Source organism: Collinsella ihumii (assembly GCF_900046475.1).
In the GTDB taxonomy this organism is placed as follows: Bacteria; Actinomycetota; Coriobacteriia; order Coriobacteriales; family Coriobacteriaceae; genus Collinsella; species Collinsella ihumii.
Genome location: NZ_FCOU01000009.1, coordinates 180517 through 198579, shown reverse-complemented (window position 1 = coordinate 198579; position 18063 = coordinate 180517). Strand labels below are relative to the sequence as shown.

13 protein-coding genes are annotated in these 18063 nt (G+C 62.4%); 8 read left to right on the top strand and 5 right to left on the bottom strand.

What is annotated here, in order from left to right; genetic code table 11:
- Nucleotides 1-532 precede the first annotated feature (532 nt).
- Nucleotides 533-1918, bottom strand: a complete 1386-nt coding sequence (locus BN3789_RS07585; RefSeq protein WP_066832343.1) for an MATE family efflux transporter — start codon at nt 1916-1918, stop codon at nt 533-535.
- A gap of 208 nt (nt 1919-2126) precedes the next feature.
- Here BN3789_RS07585 and ftsH point away from each other — a divergent pair, with 208 nt between their 5' ends.
- Both ftsH and BN3789_RS07575 read left to right on the top strand, forming a co-directional pair.
- Complete coding sequence (ftsH, locus tag BN3789_RS07580; RefSeq protein ID WP_187119129.1) at nt 2127-4040, top strand: ATP-dependent zinc metalloprotease FtsH; 1914 nt, start codon at nt 2127-2129, stop codon at nt 4038-4040.
- Between the two features lie 297 nt (nt 4041-4337).
- Nucleotides 4338-5225: an NYN domain-containing protein gene (locus BN3789_RS07575; protein ID WP_066832337.1), complete on the top strand. Its 888-nt coding sequence runs from the start codon at nt 4338-4340 to the stop codon at nt 5223-5225.
- A gap of 328 nt (nt 5226-5553) precedes the next feature.
- Here the strand turns inward: BN3789_RS07575 and BN3789_RS07570 are convergent, their stop codons facing one another.
- Together BN3789_RS07570 and BN3789_RS07565 are read right to left on the bottom strand one after the other, a co-directional pair.
- The gene (locus tag BN3789_RS07570; RefSeq protein WP_066832335.1) at nt 5554-6642 is read right to left on the bottom strand and encodes an iron-containing alcohol dehydrogenase family protein; all 1089 of its coding nucleotides are present in this window, start codon (nt 6640-6642) and stop codon (nt 5554-5556) included.
- Nucleotides 6643-6749: 107 nt separating this feature from the next.
- Nucleotides 6750-7733, bottom strand: coding sequence for a Gfo/Idh/MocA family protein (locus BN3789_RS07565; protein WP_066832332.1), 984 nt, complete (start codon nt 7731-7733; stop codon nt 6750-6752).
- A 428-nt stretch (nt 7734-8161) separates the two neighbouring features.
- Here BN3789_RS07565 and ileS point away from each other — a divergent pair, with 428 nt between their 5' ends.
- From ileS to BN3789_RS07545, 4 genes are all read left to right on the top strand, one after another.
- The gene (ileS, locus tag BN3789_RS07560) at nt 8162-10966 is read left to right on the top strand and encodes an isoleucine--tRNA ligase (RefSeq protein WP_066832329.1); all 2805 of its coding nucleotides are present in this window, start codon (nt 8162-8164) and stop codon (nt 10964-10966) included.
- A gap of 105 nt (nt 10967-11071) precedes the next feature.
- Entirely contained in the window at nt 11072-11623 is a 552-nt protein-coding gene (lspA, locus tag BN3789_RS07555; protein WP_079989177.1) for a signal peptidase II, read from the top strand.
- Complete coding sequence (locus BN3789_RS07550) at nt 11620-12627, top strand: RluA family pseudouridine synthase (RefSeq protein WP_066832326.1); 1008 nt, start codon at nt 11620-11622, stop codon at nt 12625-12627. Before lspA ends, BN3789_RS07550 begins: the two co-directional genes overlap by 4 nt.
- 189 nt (nt 12628-12816) lie before the next feature.
- Nucleotides 12817-14112 (top strand): glycosyltransferase family 2 protein, encoded by a 1296-nt coding sequence (locus BN3789_RS07545; protein ID WP_187119128.1) that lies wholly within the window; start codon nt 12817-12819, stop codon nt 14110-14112.
- 147 nt (nt 14113-14259) lie between these two features.
- Here the strand turns inward: BN3789_RS07545 and BN3789_RS07540 are convergent, their stop codons facing one another.
- Nucleotides 14260-14589, bottom strand: coding sequence for a hypothetical protein (locus tag BN3789_RS07540; RefSeq protein WP_066832323.1), 330 nt, complete (start codon nt 14587-14589; stop codon nt 14260-14262).
- A 109-nt stretch (nt 14590-14698) separates the two neighbouring features.
- The gene (locus BN3789_RS07535) at nt 14699-15094 is read right to left on the bottom strand and encodes a prepilin peptidase (protein ID WP_161938988.1); all 396 of its coding nucleotides are present in this window, start codon (nt 15092-15094) and stop codon (nt 14699-14701) included.
- 305 nt (nt 15095-15399) lie between these two features.
- Here BN3789_RS07535 and BN3789_RS07530 point away from each other — a divergent pair, with 305 nt between their 5' ends.
- Together BN3789_RS07530 and BN3789_RS07525 are read left to right on the top strand one after the other, a co-directional pair.
- Nucleotides 15400-16608, top strand: coding sequence for a deoxyguanosinetriphosphate triphosphohydrolase family protein (locus BN3789_RS07530; RefSeq protein WP_066832607.1), 1209 nt, complete (start codon nt 15400-15402; stop codon nt 16606-16608).
- A gap of 41 nt (nt 16609-16649) precedes the next feature.
- Nucleotides 16650-17999: a replication-associated recombination protein A gene (locus BN3789_RS07525; protein WP_079989175.1), complete on the top strand. Its 1350-nt coding sequence runs from the start codon at nt 16650-16652 to the stop codon at nt 17997-17999.
- Nucleotides 18000-18063: the final 64 nt, after the last annotated feature.

The following is an 18063-nucleotide window of genomic DNA, read 5'->3' as shown; positions in this document are numbered from 1 at the left end:
CTGCCAGTCGCCGCTTTCATTCTGCTGGGTATTTACGGCAAGGTACTATGGCTGATTCTTTCGGCGGTTATTTTGGGAATTGGGCATATCGGAATACATATACAGCATAAGCGAAAAATCAATGAATGACGCCGGAAATAAATGCTCGGCAAGGGAAAGTGGCTAGAAATTTCTGTTTTGCTGTCAGACGCACGCACGGAAATGTCTGATATTACTGTCTTGACGTTATTGGCTGGTTACGAAGTCGGATTTTGAGGCCTCAAATCCTCGATTTTGGCGTTGCCGGGATACATCGATGCCACCTGGCGGGCTTCCTATCCCTTCGTTCCGACCCAGCGACAGCAAAACAGAAATTTCTAGCCACCTTTCCCGGAGGGCGCTTCCCTGGGGCCCTCTGACGCGACTGAGGGGAGGACGGCACCGTTGATCGGTGGTTCCCTGGGGCATATTGATCAATTGCTTTCGCGCCGGGCGGTACCGTGGTGAGGCGAATGCGCGTAAAGGCGAGGAAGGGGTAGGACCTGCCGCTCAGCTATGCGACCGCTTTCGCCTCGGCGTGGCGCAGCCAGTGGCCCCAGTGGTGGTAGGCAACAAACAGCACGGCCGTCAGGAACCAGGTCACCGGGTAGACCATGAGCATAGTCTCGATCGCATGATGGGCGGGCACCACGACAAGCAGCCAGATCACGCGGAACACGACGGTGCCCAGGATGGTCAACAGCATCGGGCGCAGGCTTTCGCCGGAACCGCGAATGGCGCCTGAGGTGTTGTCGACGATCGAGTAGAACGCGTAGAACGGCGCGATAAAGTGGATCATGATCGTCGTGTAGTTCGTGACCGCGGGATCGTCGATAAAGATGCGCGAGAGCGGTCCCACGAAGGCGACGAGCAGCGCCGACATGCTGCCGATCAGCGCGACGGTGATCACAAGGGACGTGTGGTAGCCGCGGCGCATGCGCTCGTAGTTGCGAGCGCCAAAGTTCTGCGCGGCAAAGGTGGTCATGGACACGCCGAGCGCCTCGGTCACCATCCACACGAAGGCGTCGAGTCGTCCCGACAGGCCCCAACCGGTGACTGCGTCGGTCCCGAACGTGTTGACGGTTGACTGCAGGATGATGTTCGAGATCGAGTAGAGCGACGACTGGATGCCAAGCGGCAGGCCGGTCGAGATCATGCGCTTGCAGATCTTTCCGTCGATGCCGAGCTTCTTCAGGTCGAGCCTCCAGGCGCCGTCGGCTTTCATGAGGCGGCGCGTCATGAAGGTCGCGTTGATCGTGAGGGTGATGGCAGTCGCCATGCCGCACCCCATCGCCTCGAGGCCGAGCACGGCGACGAACAGCACGTCGAGCACGGCGTTGATGAAGCATCCGCTCGCGATGATGAGCGCAGGCGTGCGCGTGTCGCCTACGGAACGAAGCAGCGCCGAGCCCATGTTGAGCACGAGCGAGCAGACCATGGCTGCGGCGTAGAAGCGCGAATAGGGAACCGCCTCGCCCATGAGGTCTTGGGGAGTGCCCATGAACTCGAGGATGTGCGGGATGAAGATGATGCCGGCAGCCGAGATCGTGAGTCCGAGCACCAGGGCGATTGTCATGGCGGTATGGATGGAGCGCGAGAGCCGCTCGTCGTCATGGCTCCCGAAGAACTGGCCGGAGATGACCGCGCATCCGGCACCGAGACCGACGGAGAACCCGACGGCAAGCTCGAAGAGCGATGCGGTGGCCTGCACGCCGCCGAGCGCGAGCTTCCCGCCGAACTGCCCGAGGATGAAGGTATTGATCAGGGCGTGCGCCTGCTGGAAAAACGAGCTGAAGAAGATCGGGACGCACAAAAGCAGTAGCTGCTTCCAGATGACGCCTTGCGTGACGTCCAGGGATGCCGCCCCGGCGTGACGAGCTGATCTTCTTCCGAATGCCATCGATTCCCCCTTACCCACTTCTTCAATCGCGGCCCACCTATGATAGGGGATTGCCGAGCGGCGGGTGCCATCATTCGTGGAATCATGCCGTGTCGGGCGAATCCGCCTTGGCGATTGTGTTTGCAGGTTACTCGCTGCGATTTTTTGTCTATCGCTTCCGCACTTGGGTATCCTTGTACCATTGCAACCTTACGAGACGGAGTTACCAATGGAGATGGATGATCACAAACGTAGACGAAATATGATCCTCTACGTGCTCATCGCCTTTGCTCTGTACCTGGTGCTCAATCAGGTGCTGTTCCCGCAGCTGACCACCAGGCAGCAGATCACGGGCGTGAGCTTCTCGACCATGCTCGACGACCTGGACGAGAACAAGGTCGAGGACATGGACTACACAGCAGGCACGGACACGCAGGCCTTGTACACGCTTAAGAACGACTCGGAAGACGTGGCGTATCGCGCGACCGTCATGCCGGGTTCCGAGAACTATCTTGCGCAGAAGATCGATGAATCCGACGCCAATGTCAACGTCATCATTCCGAGCAACGACTCGGGCACGTGGCTCTACCTGTTGATTACATTCGCGCCGATCATCATCTTCTTCCTGTTCGGCTGGTGGCTGAACCGCCGCATGAAGAAGGCGATGGGCGATGACAACCCCTCGATGGACTTCTCGGGCGGCTTTGGCGGCTTCGGCGGTGGCGGACTGGGCAAGTCCGGCGCCCGTATCGTTGCCTCTAAGGACGTGGGCGTGACCTTCAAGGACGTCGCCGGCCAGGAAGAGGCCAAGGAGTCGCTCAAGGAGGTCGTCGACTTTCTGGAGAAGCCCGAGCGCTACGAGGCCATCGGCGCCAAGCTACCGCGCGGCGTCCTGCTCGTGGGCCCTCCGGGCACCGGTAAGACGCTGATCGCCAAGGCCGTCGCCGGCGAGGCGGGCGTCCCGTTCTTCTCGATCTCGGGCTCCGAGTTCGTCGAGATGTTCGTCGGCCGCGGTGCCGCCAAGGTCCGCGACTTGTTCAAGCAGGCCAAGGAGAAGGCGCCCTGCATCGTCTTCATCGACGAGATCGACACCATCGGCAAGAAGCGCGACGGCGGCGGCTTCTCGGGCAACGACGAGCGCGAGCAGACGCTGAACCAGCTGCTGACCGAGATGGACGGCTTCGACAACGCGAAGGGCATCGTCGTCGTCGCGGCGACGAACCGTCCCGACAGCCTCGACCCCGCTCTGCTGCGCCCAGGCCGCTTCGATCGCCGCGTTCCCATGGAGCTTCCCGACCTGACCGGCCGCAAGGCGATCCTCGAGATCCATCTCAGGGACGTCAAGACCCAGCCGCCCATCGACCTGACGGCGATCGCGCGCGCGACGCCCGGCGCCTCGGGTGCTGACCTCGCGAACATCATCAACGAGGGCGCGCTGCGCGCCGTGCGCATGGGCCGCAAGCTCGCGACCCAGGAGGACTTCGAGGAGTCCGTCGAGGTTGTCATCGCAGGTCAGCAGCGTAAGTCCACGGTGCTATCCGATCATGAGAAGCAGGTCGTGTCCTATCACGAGATCGGTCACGCTATCGTGGCGGCGAGCCAGAAGGAGGGCGCGCCGGTCACCAAGATCACCATCGTCCCGCGTACGAGCGGTGCGCTCGGCTACACCATGCAGGTCGAGCAGGACGAGAAGTTCCTGACCACCAAGCAGGAGGTGCTCGACAAGCTCGCGGTCTACTGCGGTGGCCGCGCTGCCGAGGAGCTGATCTTCGGCGAGATGACGACGGGAGCCGCCAACGACATCGAGCAGGCGACCAAGCTTGCGCGCAACATGATCACCCGCTTCGGCATGTCCGAGGAGTTCGGCATGATGGCGCTCGGCACCGTGCAGAACGCTTACCTCAACCAGGACACGTCGCTCACCTGCGCCCCGGGTACGGCCGAGCGCGTGGACGAGGCGGTCCAGAAGGTCATCGCCGACGCCCACGCCCGTGCGCTGCAGATTCTGCGCGAGAACAAGTTCAAGCTGCACGAGCTGGCTCGCTATCTCTACAAGAAGGAGACCATCACGGGCGAGGAGTTCATGACGCTCATGCGCCGCGAGAACCCGTTTATGCCCGGCGCGAACAAGCCTCAGGCGTAGCGCGCACGCACGATATGCGCTTGGCGGCGGCCCTGTCGATAATGGCAGGGCCGCCGCTTTTTCTTGAGAACGGGGCGGTGTTGTCTCGGGACTCCTCGTGTCGCATGCTGGTTATTCATGAATTTGCACGCCTTGTTTTCGCGTTTCCGCAGGATAGCAACTCCCGACGAGGGAGTTTTTCATGAATTGCGGAAAGGACGGGGGAGCGTGTTCGCGTTCGAGAGCTGGAAAAGCTATCGAGTACGGAAAACCATGCGACAATACGACTGAACACGTACGAATGAAAAGGACAAAAGCATGAGCGATACGCTGGATTCGGATCTCCGGTTCGCGATTCTGATCGACGCGGACAACGTTGCGGAGAAGTACATCAAGATCATCCTCGAAGAGGTGGCGAACTCGGGAATCGCCACCTACAAGCGCATCTACGGCGACTGGACGAGCCCGCGCCTCGGCAGCTGGAAGAGCTGCCTGCTCGACAACTCGATCATCCCCATGCAGCAGTACAGCTACACCTATGGCAAGAACTCGACCGATTCCGCGATGATTATCGACGCGATGGACATCCTGTATTCGGGCACGGTCGACGGATTCGCCATCGTGAGCTCTGATTCGGATTTCACGCGTTTGGCGGCGCGCTTGCGCGAGAGCGGCATGGTCGTCATCGGCATGGGGGAGCAGAAGACGCCCCAGCCGTTCATCTCGGCATGCAACTCGTTCAAGTACCTCGACCTGCTGTATGCGGCCCATGTTGCCGAGGAGGAGGCGGAGGATGAGGAGGACGCCGAGCCACCCGCGGCGCGCGCAAAGGCGTCATCGCGCAGGAAGCAGCCGAGCAAGGGCTCTGGGCGCAAGGAGGAGGCGGAGCTGGCCGAGCTCGCTGATGCGCCGGATTCCGGTGAGGTTCCCTTCGGCGAGATGAGCAAGGCCGACCGGCGCCGCCACCTCAAGAAGATCCGCAAGACGGTGAACGCCATCTGCGACAAGTTTTCCGACGACGACGGATGGGTCTCGCTCGCCCAGATGGGCAACGAGCTCTCCAAGCGCCTGCCCGATTTCGACGTTCGCAATTACGGGTATCGCAAGCTCAGCCCGTTCATGAAGTCGCTCGGCGCGTATGAATTCGATGAGCCGACGAGTGCGAACGGACAGCGGCAGATCTACCTTCGCGTCAAGGAGCACTAGCGAGGTGCGGATCCGCCGCCCTTTGCGTTCGGTCGCTCCGTGACGGTCGCGCTGCATAGGGATTGCCGACGCGGCAGGCGGGGCGAGCGCTTACGGGAGGTGTCGAACACCCGGCAACGCTACCCAGTAACGCGGGTGAGGCCCCTGTTCGGGGCCCGCACTCTCAGTTCTGGGTACATGTTCGGGGTCTTGTTAGCGGGTGTCCTGGTAGAGGCTTCGCTCGGCATCTCGCTATAAGACGAAGGGGGCAGGCGGTAAGGCCTGCCCCCTTCGTGCAAACATGCATGGAAAAGGTACGTCCCCGATTTGCATTCGTCCCCGATTTGCACTAGGAGAGAGAGCGGCCGTAGGCGTCGGCTGCCTTGATGGCGGCGATGAACTGCTCGTCGTCGAAGGCGACCGGGTTGGCCTGCTTCCACTCGTTCGTGTTGTGCGCGAGCTCGGTCAGCCGATCCAGATGACTCTCGTCCAGGTCGATCTCGGCGAGCGTGACGGGAAGGCCCATCTGCTTGTTGAACCTCGCATAGCGCTCGAGCTGCTCCGTGTCGCCCGCATACGCGAGCATGACGAGGACGCCGAACGACACGACCTCGCCGTGCAGGTGCGTGCGGCCGGGACGGTGGATGCCAGTCGAGCCGTTGTAGAACGCATGCGCGAGCGTCGAGTTGTAGTAGAAGTCGGGCTGGTTGGTGAGATTGGACACGTAGCCCGTGTTCACGACGATATCGAGCGCGATCTGGCGGACGGCCTCGGTCGAACGGTCGGCGCGCACGTCCTCAAGTCCCTGCACACCCCAGGTCATGAGCGGCTCGGTGCAGGTATGGGCGAGCGCGAGGCCCAGGCTCGCGGTGTGGCCGAGCTCGCGCGTGCTCGTGGCCCATTCGACCTCCGGCTGCTTGGAGAGCGCGTCGCCCACGCCCGCCCAGAAATACTCCGCAGGCGCCTCGGCGATGATGCAAGGGTTGATGAAGATGTGCTTGGGGCAGGGAGGATAGGCATAGCCCTCAAGCGAGCCGTCGTCATGGTAGATGACGGCGATCGCCGTGGCGGCAGAGCAGTTGGAGCAGATGGTCGGCACCGAGAACACGGTCTTGTCCAGCTCCAGCGCCGCCGTCTTCACCGTGTCGATGGCCTTGCCGCCGCCGATCGCGAAGGCGACGTCGGCCGCCGCGAAGCCCTCGTTCGCAAGAAGCCTGTTCACGTTGGTGCGCGTGGCGTCCTTGCCGTAGACGATCGTGTCGAGTACCTCGATATCCGTCGATTCGAGCACGGCCTTGATACCCGGCGCCGCAGCCGCCAGGGCCCGCTCGCCGCCGACAAGAACGACGCTTGACGCTCCATAGGAGGCCAGCGTTTCCGGTATCGCCTCGAAGCAATCCTCGCCGACGGTGTAGTCGCTCATCTCTATCGTGCGCATGATGCCTTCTTTCTTCTGTGGCGTGAGGAACGTGCGGTCAGCGTCACATTGTAGCCCTGTGAAGCTTCAGGGTCGGCCGCAGACGTCGCGTTCATATCGCGGAAAGCCTACACCTGTTCAAAGGGGAACACGATGCCGAACTGGGCGCGGATCTCGTCGAGCTGGTGCATGATCTCCAGTGTTTCGGCGTGAGGCATCTCGGGGCACTCGACCTGACCGCTCTCGATGGCCCGCTTGCAGGCGAGTACCTCGTACTCGTAGCCCGAGATCTGGTCGGGCACCGAGATCTCCTCTTTGAGCTCGCAGCTCAGCCCGTCTGCCGCGTAGACGTAGAGCTTCTGGGGGTTGTTGATGTTCTCCACCATGATGAAGCCGTCGGTTCCGCAGATGAGGCCGCGGCGGTCGGTCATGCAGTGCATGGTCGTGAACATCGTGGCCATGCGGCCGTCGCGGTAGGTGAGCATGATGGAGTCCTGTCCGTCGACGCCCGTGGCGATGGGCACCATGTGCGCGTCGATGCCCTTGATGCCGTCGCCCATCACCATGCTCGCGAAGTTCAGCGGGTAGACGGTGAGGTCCAGCAGGGCCCCGCCGCACAGCTCGGGTTTGACCATGCGCTCGTTCATGTCGACCTTGTAGCCGAGGTTCGCGTCGACGTTGAGCACGCGGCCGATGGCGCCGCTCGCGATGATGTCGTCGATCATCGTCCGGGAGGGCATGTACCGCGTCCAGATCGCCTCGGCCAGCAGCAGGTTGCGGGAGCGGGCGCACTCGATCATCTCTTTCGCCTGCGCGGCATTCGCGGCGAAGGCCTTCTCGCACAGGACGTGATGGCCCGCCTCAAGCGCCGCTATGGTCCAACGATGATGGTGGGAATGGGGGAGCGCCACGTAGACCAGGTCGACCGCGGGGTCCGCCAGCAGCTCCTCGTACGATCCGTAGGCGCGCTCGAAGCCCCATGTGTCCGCGAACGCCCGCGCCCGGTCGGCGTCCCGCGCGGCGACCGCGTAGTTTTCCGCCTCGTCCATCCGCGCGACGGTCGCCGCCATCTGGCTTGAGATGTTTCCCGCACCGAGATATCCGATCCTCATTGCTGTTGCCTTCCTTCGCATGGTGGTTTTATTCGCCTCTCCAAAGTATCACGTAATCGTGGTACCATGCCTCCCAATGGCTGTGAAGGGGACGAGTAGCCGACCACCGTGCACCTCAAGAGAGCAGGCGGCAGCTGAAAAGCCTGCGTGCGCGACCGTGCGAATATCACCCCGGAGCTGCGACCCGAACGGTGGAGCCGGGTATGGGAAAGCGATCCCGTCCCAAAAGGTTCCGCTCAGTAGACGTCGCCGGGACGACCGTCGTCATGTGGTCGGCCGAGTACGGGCATCATGCCTAAGCTGGGTGGTATAGCGAGGAGCTTGATCGCGGCGGTATCGCCGCGTTCCGTGAGCGCTTCGTCCCAGCTTGCAGGGACGGGCGCTTTTTTCATGCACGCGAGCGCCCATTCGACGGGAAGGGAGTATTCGTGGCAAACGAGTACAAGAGCAGCATGAACCTGCCCAAGACCAAGTTCCCCATGCGGGCGGCCTTGGCGCAGCGCGAGCCTGAGCGCCTGAAGCGCTGGCAGGCAAACCATGTCTACGAGCAGATGCTCAAGAAGAACGAGGGCCATGGCAAGTTCATCCTCCATGACGGTCCTCCGTACGCGAACGGCCCCATCCATGTCGGCCACGCGATGAACAAGATCTCGAAGGACATCATCGAGCGCTATCAGGCCATGCAGGGCTACGAGACGCCGTATGTCCCCGGATGGGACTGCCACGGCCAGCCGATCGAGCACAAGGTCGAGGAGATGCTCGGCACCGAGAAGTTCAACGCGACCCCGACCGACAAGATCCGTGAGCTCTGCCGGAAGTTCGCGGTCGAGAACATCGATCTGCAGCGCGAGGGCTTCAAGCGCCTCGGCGTGCTGGGCGATTGGGACAATCCGTACCTGACGCTCTACCATCAGCACGACGCCGCCGATATCGAGGTCTTCAAGGCCATGTTCGACAAGGGCATGATCTATCGCGGCCACAAGCCCGTTCACTGGTGCAAGCACTGCCACACCGCGCTCGCGGAGGCCGAGATCGAGTACGGCGACGAGACCTCGCCGTCCATCTACGTGCGCTTCGAGCTTTTGAGCAAGCCGGCGGGTCTCGAGGGCTTCGACGGTCCGGTGGACTTCGTGATCTGGACCACGACCCCCTGGACCATCCCGTCCGACCAGGCGGTCTCTCTCAAGCCGGGCGCCATCTACACCGCCATCGAGCATGATGGCCGCGCCGAGATCATGCTGAAGGAGCTCGCAGCCAAGGTGTGCGACATCGCCGGCTGGGAGTGCACGCCGGTCATGGTCGACGGCAAGCCCTACGAGGTGCCGGCCGAGACGTTCGACCACCTGCACTATCGTCAGCCTATCTTCGACGACATCGAGGGCGTGGCCCTGCTTGCCGACTACGTGGGCACCGAGGACGGTACCGGTATCGTCCACAACTCTCCCGGTCACGGCGTCGACGACTACTACGTCTGCCTGAAGGAGGGCATGGACATCTGCATGCCCGTCGACGACGACGGCAAGTTCTATGTCGGCGACACGTTCGGCACGGGCGGCCCGTTCTCCGGCATGGACACCGACGAGGCCAACCCGCACATCATCCAGTACCTGCGCGACCACGGCACCCTTGTCGCCGAGGTGAAGATCACGCACAGCTACCCCCATTGCTGGCGCTGCAAGAACCCGGTGCTGTTCCGCGCCACGGACCAGTGGTTCGTCTCCATGGACAAGACCGGTCTGCGCGAAGAGGCGCTCGACGCCATCCAGAACCACGTGCGCTGGTATCCCGAGCATGCCGCCAACCGTATCGGCGCCATGGTGGAGCAGCGTCCCGACTGGTGCATCTCGCGCCAGCGCAACTGGGGCGTGCCCATCCCGAGCTACACCTGCGCCGACTGCGGCGAGAAGATCATGAACGACGACACCCTCGACGCCGTGATCAAGCTCTTCCACGAGAAGGGCTCCGACGCATGGTTCACCGACGCTCCCGAGAGCTATCTCGGCGACGCCTGCGTGTGCCCCAAGTGCGGCGGCCATCACCTCAAGGCCGACCGCGACATCCTCGACGTGTGGTGGGACTCCGGCGTGTCCTGGCGCGCCGTGTGCGAGGGCCGCGAGGAGCTCGAGTACCCGGCGGACGTGTACCTCGAGGGCTCCGACCAGCACCGTGGATGGTTCCAGAGCTCGCTGCTGACGAGCGTGGGCGCCAACGGCGTCGCGCCTTACAAGGCCGTCGTCTCCCAGGGCTTCACGCTGGACGGCCAGGGCCGCAAGATGTCCAAGTCGCTCGGCAACGTGATCGACCCCAACAAGGTCTGCGACGAGATGGGCGCCGACATCCTGCGCCTGTGGGTCGCATCGGTCGACACGTCGACCGATGTCGCCATCGACCATGAGATCCTCGCGCGCACCTCGGATGCCTACCGTCGCTTCCGCAACACCTTCCGCTTCCTGCTGTCCGAGCTCGAGGACCAGTTCGACCCCGAGACCGATGGCGTGGCGTTCGACGATCTGCTGCCGCTCGACAAGCTGATGCTCGCCCGCCTGACCCAGGTGCAGGCCGAGGTCGACGCCGCGTATGCCAACTACGAGTTCAACCGCGTGTACCGCACGCTCTACGACTTCGTGGTGACCGAGCTCTCCAACGTGTACCTCGACGCCCTGAAGGACCGCCTGTACTGCGAGAAGGTCGGTTCGCTGGCTCGTCGCAGCGCCCAGACGGTGACGGCGGAGCTGCTGTCCATGCTTCTGCGCGACCTGCAGCCCATCCTCGCATTCACCTGCGACGAGGTCATGGCGTTCGCGCCCGCCGGCTGCCGCGACCATCAGGAGTACGCGGCCTTGCTCGATTGGTACCAGGCGCCGATCTCGCTCGAGGTCGCCAACGAGTACAAGCCGGTGCTCGAGGCCGCGCTCGAGCTGCGCGGTGTGGTCACCAAGGCGCTCGAGGATGCCCGTGCCGCCGGCACGTTCACCAAGAGCCAGGCCACGCGCGTGGTCGCGACCGCCCCTGCGGAGGCATACGCCCTCCTGACCGGGGACAAGGCCTGCGACCTCGCCGAGTTCTTCATCGTCTCCGAGCTCGAGCTTTCCTCCGGCGAGGAGTTCTCCGCCCGCGTCGAGGCCGCTCACGGCGAGTGCTGCGATCGCTGCTGGAACTTCCGCGAGTCCACCGGCGTGCACGGCGAGCACGCTCACATCTGCGACCGCTGCGCCGAGGCGATCGGCGCGTAAGGTCGCACCTCACCTGAAGCGAGATGCCGCGCGAACCTGAAGTCGCGCGGCATCTTCATGAGGGGACGGACGCCCGTCTCCGCAGTCTTTTGAAAGGGGTCGCCCGTGGCAGACAACAAGATCAAGCCCTTTGTGCCTGAACGCGCATGGCGCGCGGCTGTCGCGGGCATCCTGTTCGTCGCGTTTTTAATCGTCGATCAGGTCACGAAGGTCATGATGCGCGATGCGGTGAGCGCCGGGTTCACGTCGGCCGACTTCATTCCCGGCATCCTTGAGCTTCGTTTTGCCATGAACACGGGGGCCGCGTTCAGCCTGGGCGAGGGTTTCGGCTTCGTGTTCGTGATCCTGGCGCTGGCGGTCGTCGTCTTCACCGTCGTGTATCTGTGGCGCGCCCCGATTGTGAGCAGGCTCGAGGTCATCGGTCTCGGCATGCTCGCCGGAGGGGCTGTGGGAAACGCTATCGACCGCATGCTGTTCGGTTTCGTCACGGATTTCTTCGCCACGACGTTCATCAGCTTTCCCGTGTTCAACGTTGCTGACATCGGCATCACCTGCGGTGCCGTCATCGCGTTTGTCGGCTTTTTGCTGAGCCCGGCAAACAGGGAAGGCGCGGATGAAAGGGCTGAGAAGGCCCCGCGAGGCGGTGATTCGCGATGAGCGACGTTCGGTTTCTCGTGACCTCGCTTGATGCGGGTGTGCGTCTCGACCAGTTCCTGGGCAACCAGGATGCGTGCCCGTCTCGCTCGGCATGCGCCAAGCTCATCGAATCGGGCGCTGTCGACGTGAACGGGGAGACGTGCTATTCCAAAAAGCAGGTGGTTGCAGAGGGCGATCGCATCGAAGTCGATCTTCCCGAGGTCCGCGATCCCGGTGCGCTCGAGCCGCAGGCCATCCCGCTCGATATCCGATATGAAGATGACTATCTGATCGTGCTCTCCAAGCAGCGCGGCCTGGTGTGCCATCCCGCGCATGGGCACGAGTCGGGCACGCTTGCCAACGCGTTGGTATATCACTGCGGCATCGACCACTTGGGCACGCTGCAGGGTGAGGACCGGCCCGGTATCGTGCATCGTCTTGACCGCGATACGTCAGGGCTCATGCTTGCGGCGAAGGATGACAACACGCAGCGCGCATTGCAGGACCTGATCCGCCTGCGCACGCTCGACCGCCGGTACGTCGCGCTGTGCCATGGCTACATCGCTATGGACTCCGGTACCATCAACACGGGTATCGCGCGCTCGACGCGCGACCGTGTGAAGATGGCGGTCTCCGACGATCCCTTTGCGCGCCAGGCCATCACGACGTTCAAGGTGCTGGAGCGGTTCGAGGCCGAGCGTGGCGATGAGGGCTACACCCTGGTCGAGTGCCATCTGTATACCGGGCGCACGCATCAGATCCGCGTTCATATGCGCCACATCAACCACGCGCTTGTGGGAGACCCGCTGTACGGCAAGGGGAGCGAGCGCGCGAACCTCGGGCTCACACGGCAGTTTCTCCACTCGTGGCGCGTGAAGTTCACCCACCCGGTGACGGGCCGCGATATCGAGCTGCACGATGAGCTGCCTTGGGATCTTGCCGCCGCCTACGACGAGATCGCGGAGCGTTCCATGGGTCGCACCGAGGCTGGCGACGAGATCATCCCGCTCATCCTGAACGAATAGGGAAATGCTGCCTTTGGGCTTGCGTGGCTGCGAATGGCATGCCACGGCGTACATCCCCGTGGCCCTCTCGCCGCGTGTCCCGTGTGGAACACGCTGACATTGACGTAAATACTGCGCAGTTCCGAGTCGACCCGCGATGCTGCGCTACACTTTTCGGATGTCGTTTATCCTGCATCCGAAGGTGTTCGCATGCTTCCAGATCTCTCGCATTTGACGCCCATCGTCATCTTCAACTTCGTGATCGGGGCGCTGTTCGTCCTGTGCTTCCTCTATCAGGTCGTCTTCTTCCTCGTCGGGATATTCTACGGCGAGGTGAAGATTCCCAAGGCCAAGCGCAACCATCGCTATGCCTTCTTTATCGCCGCCCATAACGAGGAAGCCGTTATCGCCAATCTCATCAAGTCCATCAAGGACCAGGACTACCCGTCTGAGCTCATCGATATCTTCGTTGTCGCCGACGCGTGCACAGACGATACGGCGCGCGTCGCACGTGAGGCGGGCGCCATCGTCTATGAGCGCAACGACCTTGCTCGCAAGGGCAAAAGCTGGGTCATGGACTACGGCTTCGACCGGATTCTCAACGAGTATCCCGGGAAGTACGAGGCGTTCTTCATCTTCGATGCCGACAACCTGCTCTCGCGGAGCTACGTGTCCATCATGAACGATGCCTTTGACCAGGGCTATCTTGCGCTGACCAGCTACCGCAACTCCAAGAACTTCGGAAGCTCGTGGATCTCCGCCGCATATGCGACCTGGTTTTTGCGCGAAGCGCGGTTTCTGAACAACGCGCGTATGATCTGCGGTACCTCGTGCGCGGTCTCGGGCTCGGGGTATCTGGTCTCCGCGAAGATCATCGAGGGCATGCACGGCTGGGATTTCCATACGCTCACCGAGGACATCCAGTTCTCAACGTTCTGCGCGATTCACGGGGTGCGCATCGGGTACGCGCCTGCCGAGTTCTACGATGAGCAGCCCGTCGACTTCCCGGCATCCTGGAAGCAGCGTATGCGCTGGACCAAGGGCTTTTACCAGGTATTCTTCACGTACGGGTCCCACCTGGTCAAGTCCATTGCATTTTTCAGGCGATTTGCCGCCTACGATCTGTTCATGACGATCGCGCCGGGCAACCTGCTGTCCCTCATCTCGGTGCTCGTGAACCTCACGTTCATCATCGTCGGCTCCTTAAGCCATGGGTTTTTGGCTACCGATCGCGAGCTCGCGATGTGCTTCGGTTCGCTCATGATGACCCTGGTGTCGATGTACATGACCTTCTTTGTCGCCGGGCTGTTCACCACGGTCTTTGAGCGCAAGCATATCCATTGCACCAGCAAGTTGCGGGTGTTCACCAACCTGTTCACGTTCCCGCTGTTCATGTTCACCTATATCCCTATCACCGCGGCGGCCCTGTTCCTGAAGGTCGACTGGGTCCCGACGCCGCACGGCGTGTCAGTGACGCTCGAGCAGGTTATGGACGGTGCGAAGTAGCGGCTTTTAGAGTAAACCCCCGACATTTCACCGTATTGACGGTGTAATGTCGGGGGTTTCATCATGAGTACGTGCCGGGCCGGGGCGACGGGATGGGTTGAAACGAACCCGTCCCCAACCAACCCATCCGCGGTGGTCTAGCGGAAGTTAGAGCATATGGGAGTCGGCCGACAGTCCGTACCAGCCGTAGTCATCGAGGGATTCATGAGAATCCGCACCGCTCTCATAGCCCCATGAGTACACATCTATGTTCTGCGCCTCGGTGGTGTAGGTCGTGAACGCGGCGAACAGCAGCAGGGAGATGGCGATGATAATCAGCGAGATGACGCCTAGAATGCCAAAGGTCAGGACGTATGCGAAGCGAGAGCTGTTCGTCTGGCACGCAGTGGATGCGCTCGCGCTTTCCACCGGTTGGGGCCCATCGGTGGGAGCGAGATTCGACGACGTGTAGGCGGTAGAGAAATCGGGCTCGTTCATAGGTGCCTCTCGTTGTGGTCAAGTCGGTTCATTATAGGCCGCATGCGCCCTCATGTGGTCGGTGACGGCTGGATGTAACAATATGCATGCCTGATCGTCACTGACAATGTCAACCGGTATACAGCATCAAAAAACTCAACATGCAGCTCGGTGCCAGAAAGGGGAGAAGGGGCATCGTTCGTGCTCGGCTCGCCATGGCCGCGAGCGCCATGCAGGCGAGGCCAAGCGCGCACCCCGCGAGCGCACCGACCGGAGAGATGATGGCTGCGGTGGCAATGAACTTGATGTCGCCTATCCCTAGACCTGGAGAGGCGCGAAGCCATCTCCAGATCAGCTCGAATATCAAAAAGCCCACGCCGATCACCAGGGCGATCAGCGCATGGTGCATGGCGGTTCCAGGGCCTTTGCCAGCGAGCGTTCCGATGAACGCAACCAAGATGAGTGCTGCGGCCAGCCCGTTCGGATAGGTGCGGGTCTTGGCGTCGATGAAGGCGGCGACGAGCATGAGTGCCCCGACAAGCACCAGGAAGCACGCATGTACGATACCGGGCAACGCATCCATTCCGCCTCCCTTCCATCGCGATCTCGATGCGCCTCCCATGCTATCGGCTGAGCAAGCCCACCTTGCGCGCGCATCGAGAAAACCCGCTGCGGCCTTACCGATTGCCGGACGTATTCTTACAGACGCCTCGGCATCTGCCGAGGTGTCCGCGCGATATGCGAAGATACGGGTAGAACATCCGAGAAAGGAGCGTGGTCGTGTCAGCGTTTAAGCATATTCAGCAGGATCGAGAAGTCGTGCGCGCCCGCATGGATGCAATCCCCAATACCTTAAGCGACGATCTTGTCCGTCGCATCCAGTCCGATCGTGATCGGGGGTGGGTCAACCCGTACCGGTGCGATAACGCGTCCGCGCTGCGCCGCGATCCCCGTCCCGCTGACGACGCCAACATCTGGCGCCCTGCGTTCGTCCGAGATGTCGAGAAGATCATCCACACGCCCGCCTACACCAGGTATGCCGGCAAGACCCAGGTCTTCAGCTTCCGCAGCAACGACGACCTCTCCCGTCGCGGGATCCATGTGCAGCTGGTAAGCCGTATCGCCCGGGATATCGGGTACGCCCTGGGTCTCAACTGCGATCTGATCGAGGCCATCGGGCTCGGCCATGATCTGGGGCATACGCCGTTCGGCCATGCGGGCGAGCGCGCGCTCAACGAGGTGTATCATGCGCGCACCGGCCGCTGGTTTTTCCACAACGTCCATTCGGTCCGCGTGCTCGACGTGCTGTACGGTCGAAATCTCACGCTTCAGACGCTCGACGGCGTGCTGTGCCATAACGGCGAGTACGAGCAGCGCGTGTTCGAGCTGTCGGGGCTTTCGGATTTCGAGGAGTTCGACCGTATCGTCGAATCATGCTACGAGACGGGCGATATCGCGATCGGCCATCTGCGTCCCATGACGCTCGAGGGCTGCGTCGTGCGCATCTCGGACATCATCGCGTATGTCGGCCGCGACCGTCAGGACGCGATCGAGGCCGGTCTGCTGTCGGAGGACGCGTTCGATGACGGGCTCGGAGGGGCGTACAACTCCTGGATCTTGAGCCATGCCTCGGCCGACATCATCCAACACAGCTACGGCAAGGACCGCATCGAGATGAGCGAGGAGCTGTTCGCGGAGATCCGGCGCGCAAAGGCGGAGAACTACGAGAAGATCTACCGTTCAAGCGGCATCGAGGGGGAGCGCGCCGAGGTGCTGTCACGTGCCTTCTCGCTCATGTACGAGCACTGTCTGGGCGATTTGCGCGCGCGTGACGAGTCGAGCTACATCTTCCGCCACCATATCGCGCGCATCCAGGCGGCGCTCGCGCATTACGGCCGCACCTACGAGTGGGAGAAGGATCTGGATCAGACGGTTGTAGACTATATCGCCAGCATGACCGACGGGTATTTTGCCGAGCTCGCCTCCAAGCTGTTCCCGGAGATCCAATTTCCCCAGCGCACGTACATCAACGAACGGTAGGGTTGTCCCGGCCGGTTCATGCCATGCTAGACTAGGACGCTATGGAAACCTTATTTTCGCAACAAGAGCGCACGCAGCAGATCAGGTATGCGCCGCTGGCGGTCCGTATGCGGCCGTCGTCGCTTGACGAGTACGTCGGCCAGCAGAAGGCGGTCGGTCCCGACTCGTGGCTGCGCCGCGCCATCGAGCACGACGTGCTGTCGAGCGTCATTCTCTATGGTCCCGCGGGCACGGGCAAAACGACCCTGGCGCACATCATCGCCGCGCACACGCGCAGCGAGTTCGTCGAGGTGTCCGCCGTCACCGGCACCGTGAAGGACTTGCGCCGAGAGATCGAGGAGGCGCAGCGCCGTCTCATGGCGTTCGGCCGTCGCACGATCCTGTTCATCGATGAGATCCACCGGTTCTCCCGCTCCCAGCAGGATGCCCTGCTGCACGCGGTGGAAAACCGAACGGTGATCATGATCGGCGCCACGACGGAGAACCCGTATTTCGAGGTCAACTCGGCCCTGCTCTCCCGCAGCCGCGTCGTGGAGCTCGAGCATCTTTCCGACGATGACGTCGCGGTGCTCGTCCGCCGCGCGTGCGAGGACGAACGCGGGCTTGCGGGCAGGTTCTCGCTCGACGACGAGGTCGTCTCGGCCATCTGCACGCTTGCCGCGGGGGATGCCCGCAGCGCGTTGACGACGCTCGAGCTCGCAAGCGAGATCGCCGTGACCAGGCCGGAATCCGACGCCGCCACATCGGACGGGGTCCCGGTGCCCATCACGCTCGATGACGTGCGCATGGCCAACCCTCGCCGTGGCCTTTCGTACGATAAGAGCGGGGACATGCATTACGACATCATCTCCGCGTTCATCAAGTCCATGCGCGGCAGCGACCCGGATGCCACGATCTACTGGCTCGCCCGTATGATCGACGCAGGCGAGGACCCGAAGTTCATCGCGCGCCGCATCATGATCCAGGCATCCGAGGATATCGGCAATGCGGACCCCCAGGCGTTCCTTATCGCGGAGGCGGCCTTCAAGGCGGCCGAGGTCATCGGGTATCCCGAGTGCCGCATCAACTTGGCCCAGGCCGCCCTCTACAACGCGCTCGCCCCGAAAAGCAATGCATGCGAGGCGGCGATCGACGCGGCCCTGGAGGACGTTCGCACGAGCGGGCAGCGGGAGGTCCCCAGCCACCTGCGCGATCGGCACCGTCCGGGATCCGACTCCTACGGCCCCTATCTGTATCCGCACGATTATCCCGCGGGCTGGGTCGAGCAGCGCTATCTTCCCGAGGGCCTTGAGCGCGGCGCGTTCTGGAAGCCGGCGGGACGCGGATGGGAGCAGTACCGCTTCGAGCAGTCCGCGCGCGACCGGAGCGGCAAGGGCCCCCTGGTCGACTGAGCCGGTCTGTTGTTGTGCCGGTCGCGCGACGGTTCCCCGACTTCTTGCGCATGGATTCGGCGTG

Excerpts from the sequence above, each read along its gene's own strand:
- BN3789_RS07585 (WP_066832343.1), bottom strand. The coding sequence starts at position 1,918 with ATGGCATTCGGAAGAAGATCAGCTCGTCACGCCGGGGCGGCATCCCTG.
- ftsH (WP_187119129.1), top strand. The coding sequence starts at position 2,127 with ATGGAGATGGATGATCACAAACGTAGACGAAATATGATCCTCTACGTG.
- BN3789_RS07575 (WP_066832337.1), top strand. The coding sequence starts at position 4,338 with ATGAGCGATACGCTGGATTCGGATCTCCGGTTCGCGATTCTGATCGAC.
- BN3789_RS07570 (WP_066832335.1), bottom strand. The coding sequence starts at position 6,642 with ATGCGCACGATAGAGATGAGCGACTACACCGTCGGCGAGGATTGCTTC.
- BN3789_RS07565 (WP_066832332.1), bottom strand. The coding sequence starts at position 7,733 with ATGAGGATCGGATATCTCGGTGCGGGAAACATCTCAAGCCAGATGGCG.
- BN3789_RS07550 (WP_066832326.1), top strand. The coding sequence starts at position 11,620 with ATGAGCGACGTTCGGTTTCTCGTGACCTCGCTTGATGCGGGTGTGCGT.
- BN3789_RS07545 (WP_187119128.1), top strand. The coding sequence starts at position 12,817 with ATGCTTCCAGATCTCTCGCATTTGACGCCCATCGTCATCTTCAACTTC.
- BN3789_RS07540 (WP_066832323.1), bottom strand. The coding sequence starts at position 14,589 with ATGAACGAGCCCGATTTCTCTACCGCCTACACGTCGTCGAATCTCGCT.
- BN3789_RS07535 (WP_161938988.1), bottom strand. The coding sequence starts at position 15,094 with ATGCTCGTCGCCGCCTTCATCGACGCCAAGACCCGCACCTATCCGAAC.
- BN3789_RS07530 (WP_066832607.1), top strand. The coding sequence starts at position 15,400 with ATGGATGCAATCCCCAATACCTTAAGCGACGATCTTGTCCGTCGCATC.
- BN3789_RS07525 (WP_079989175.1), top strand. The coding sequence starts at position 16,650 with ATGGAAACCTTATTTTCGCAACAAGAGCGCACGCAGCAGATCAGGTAT.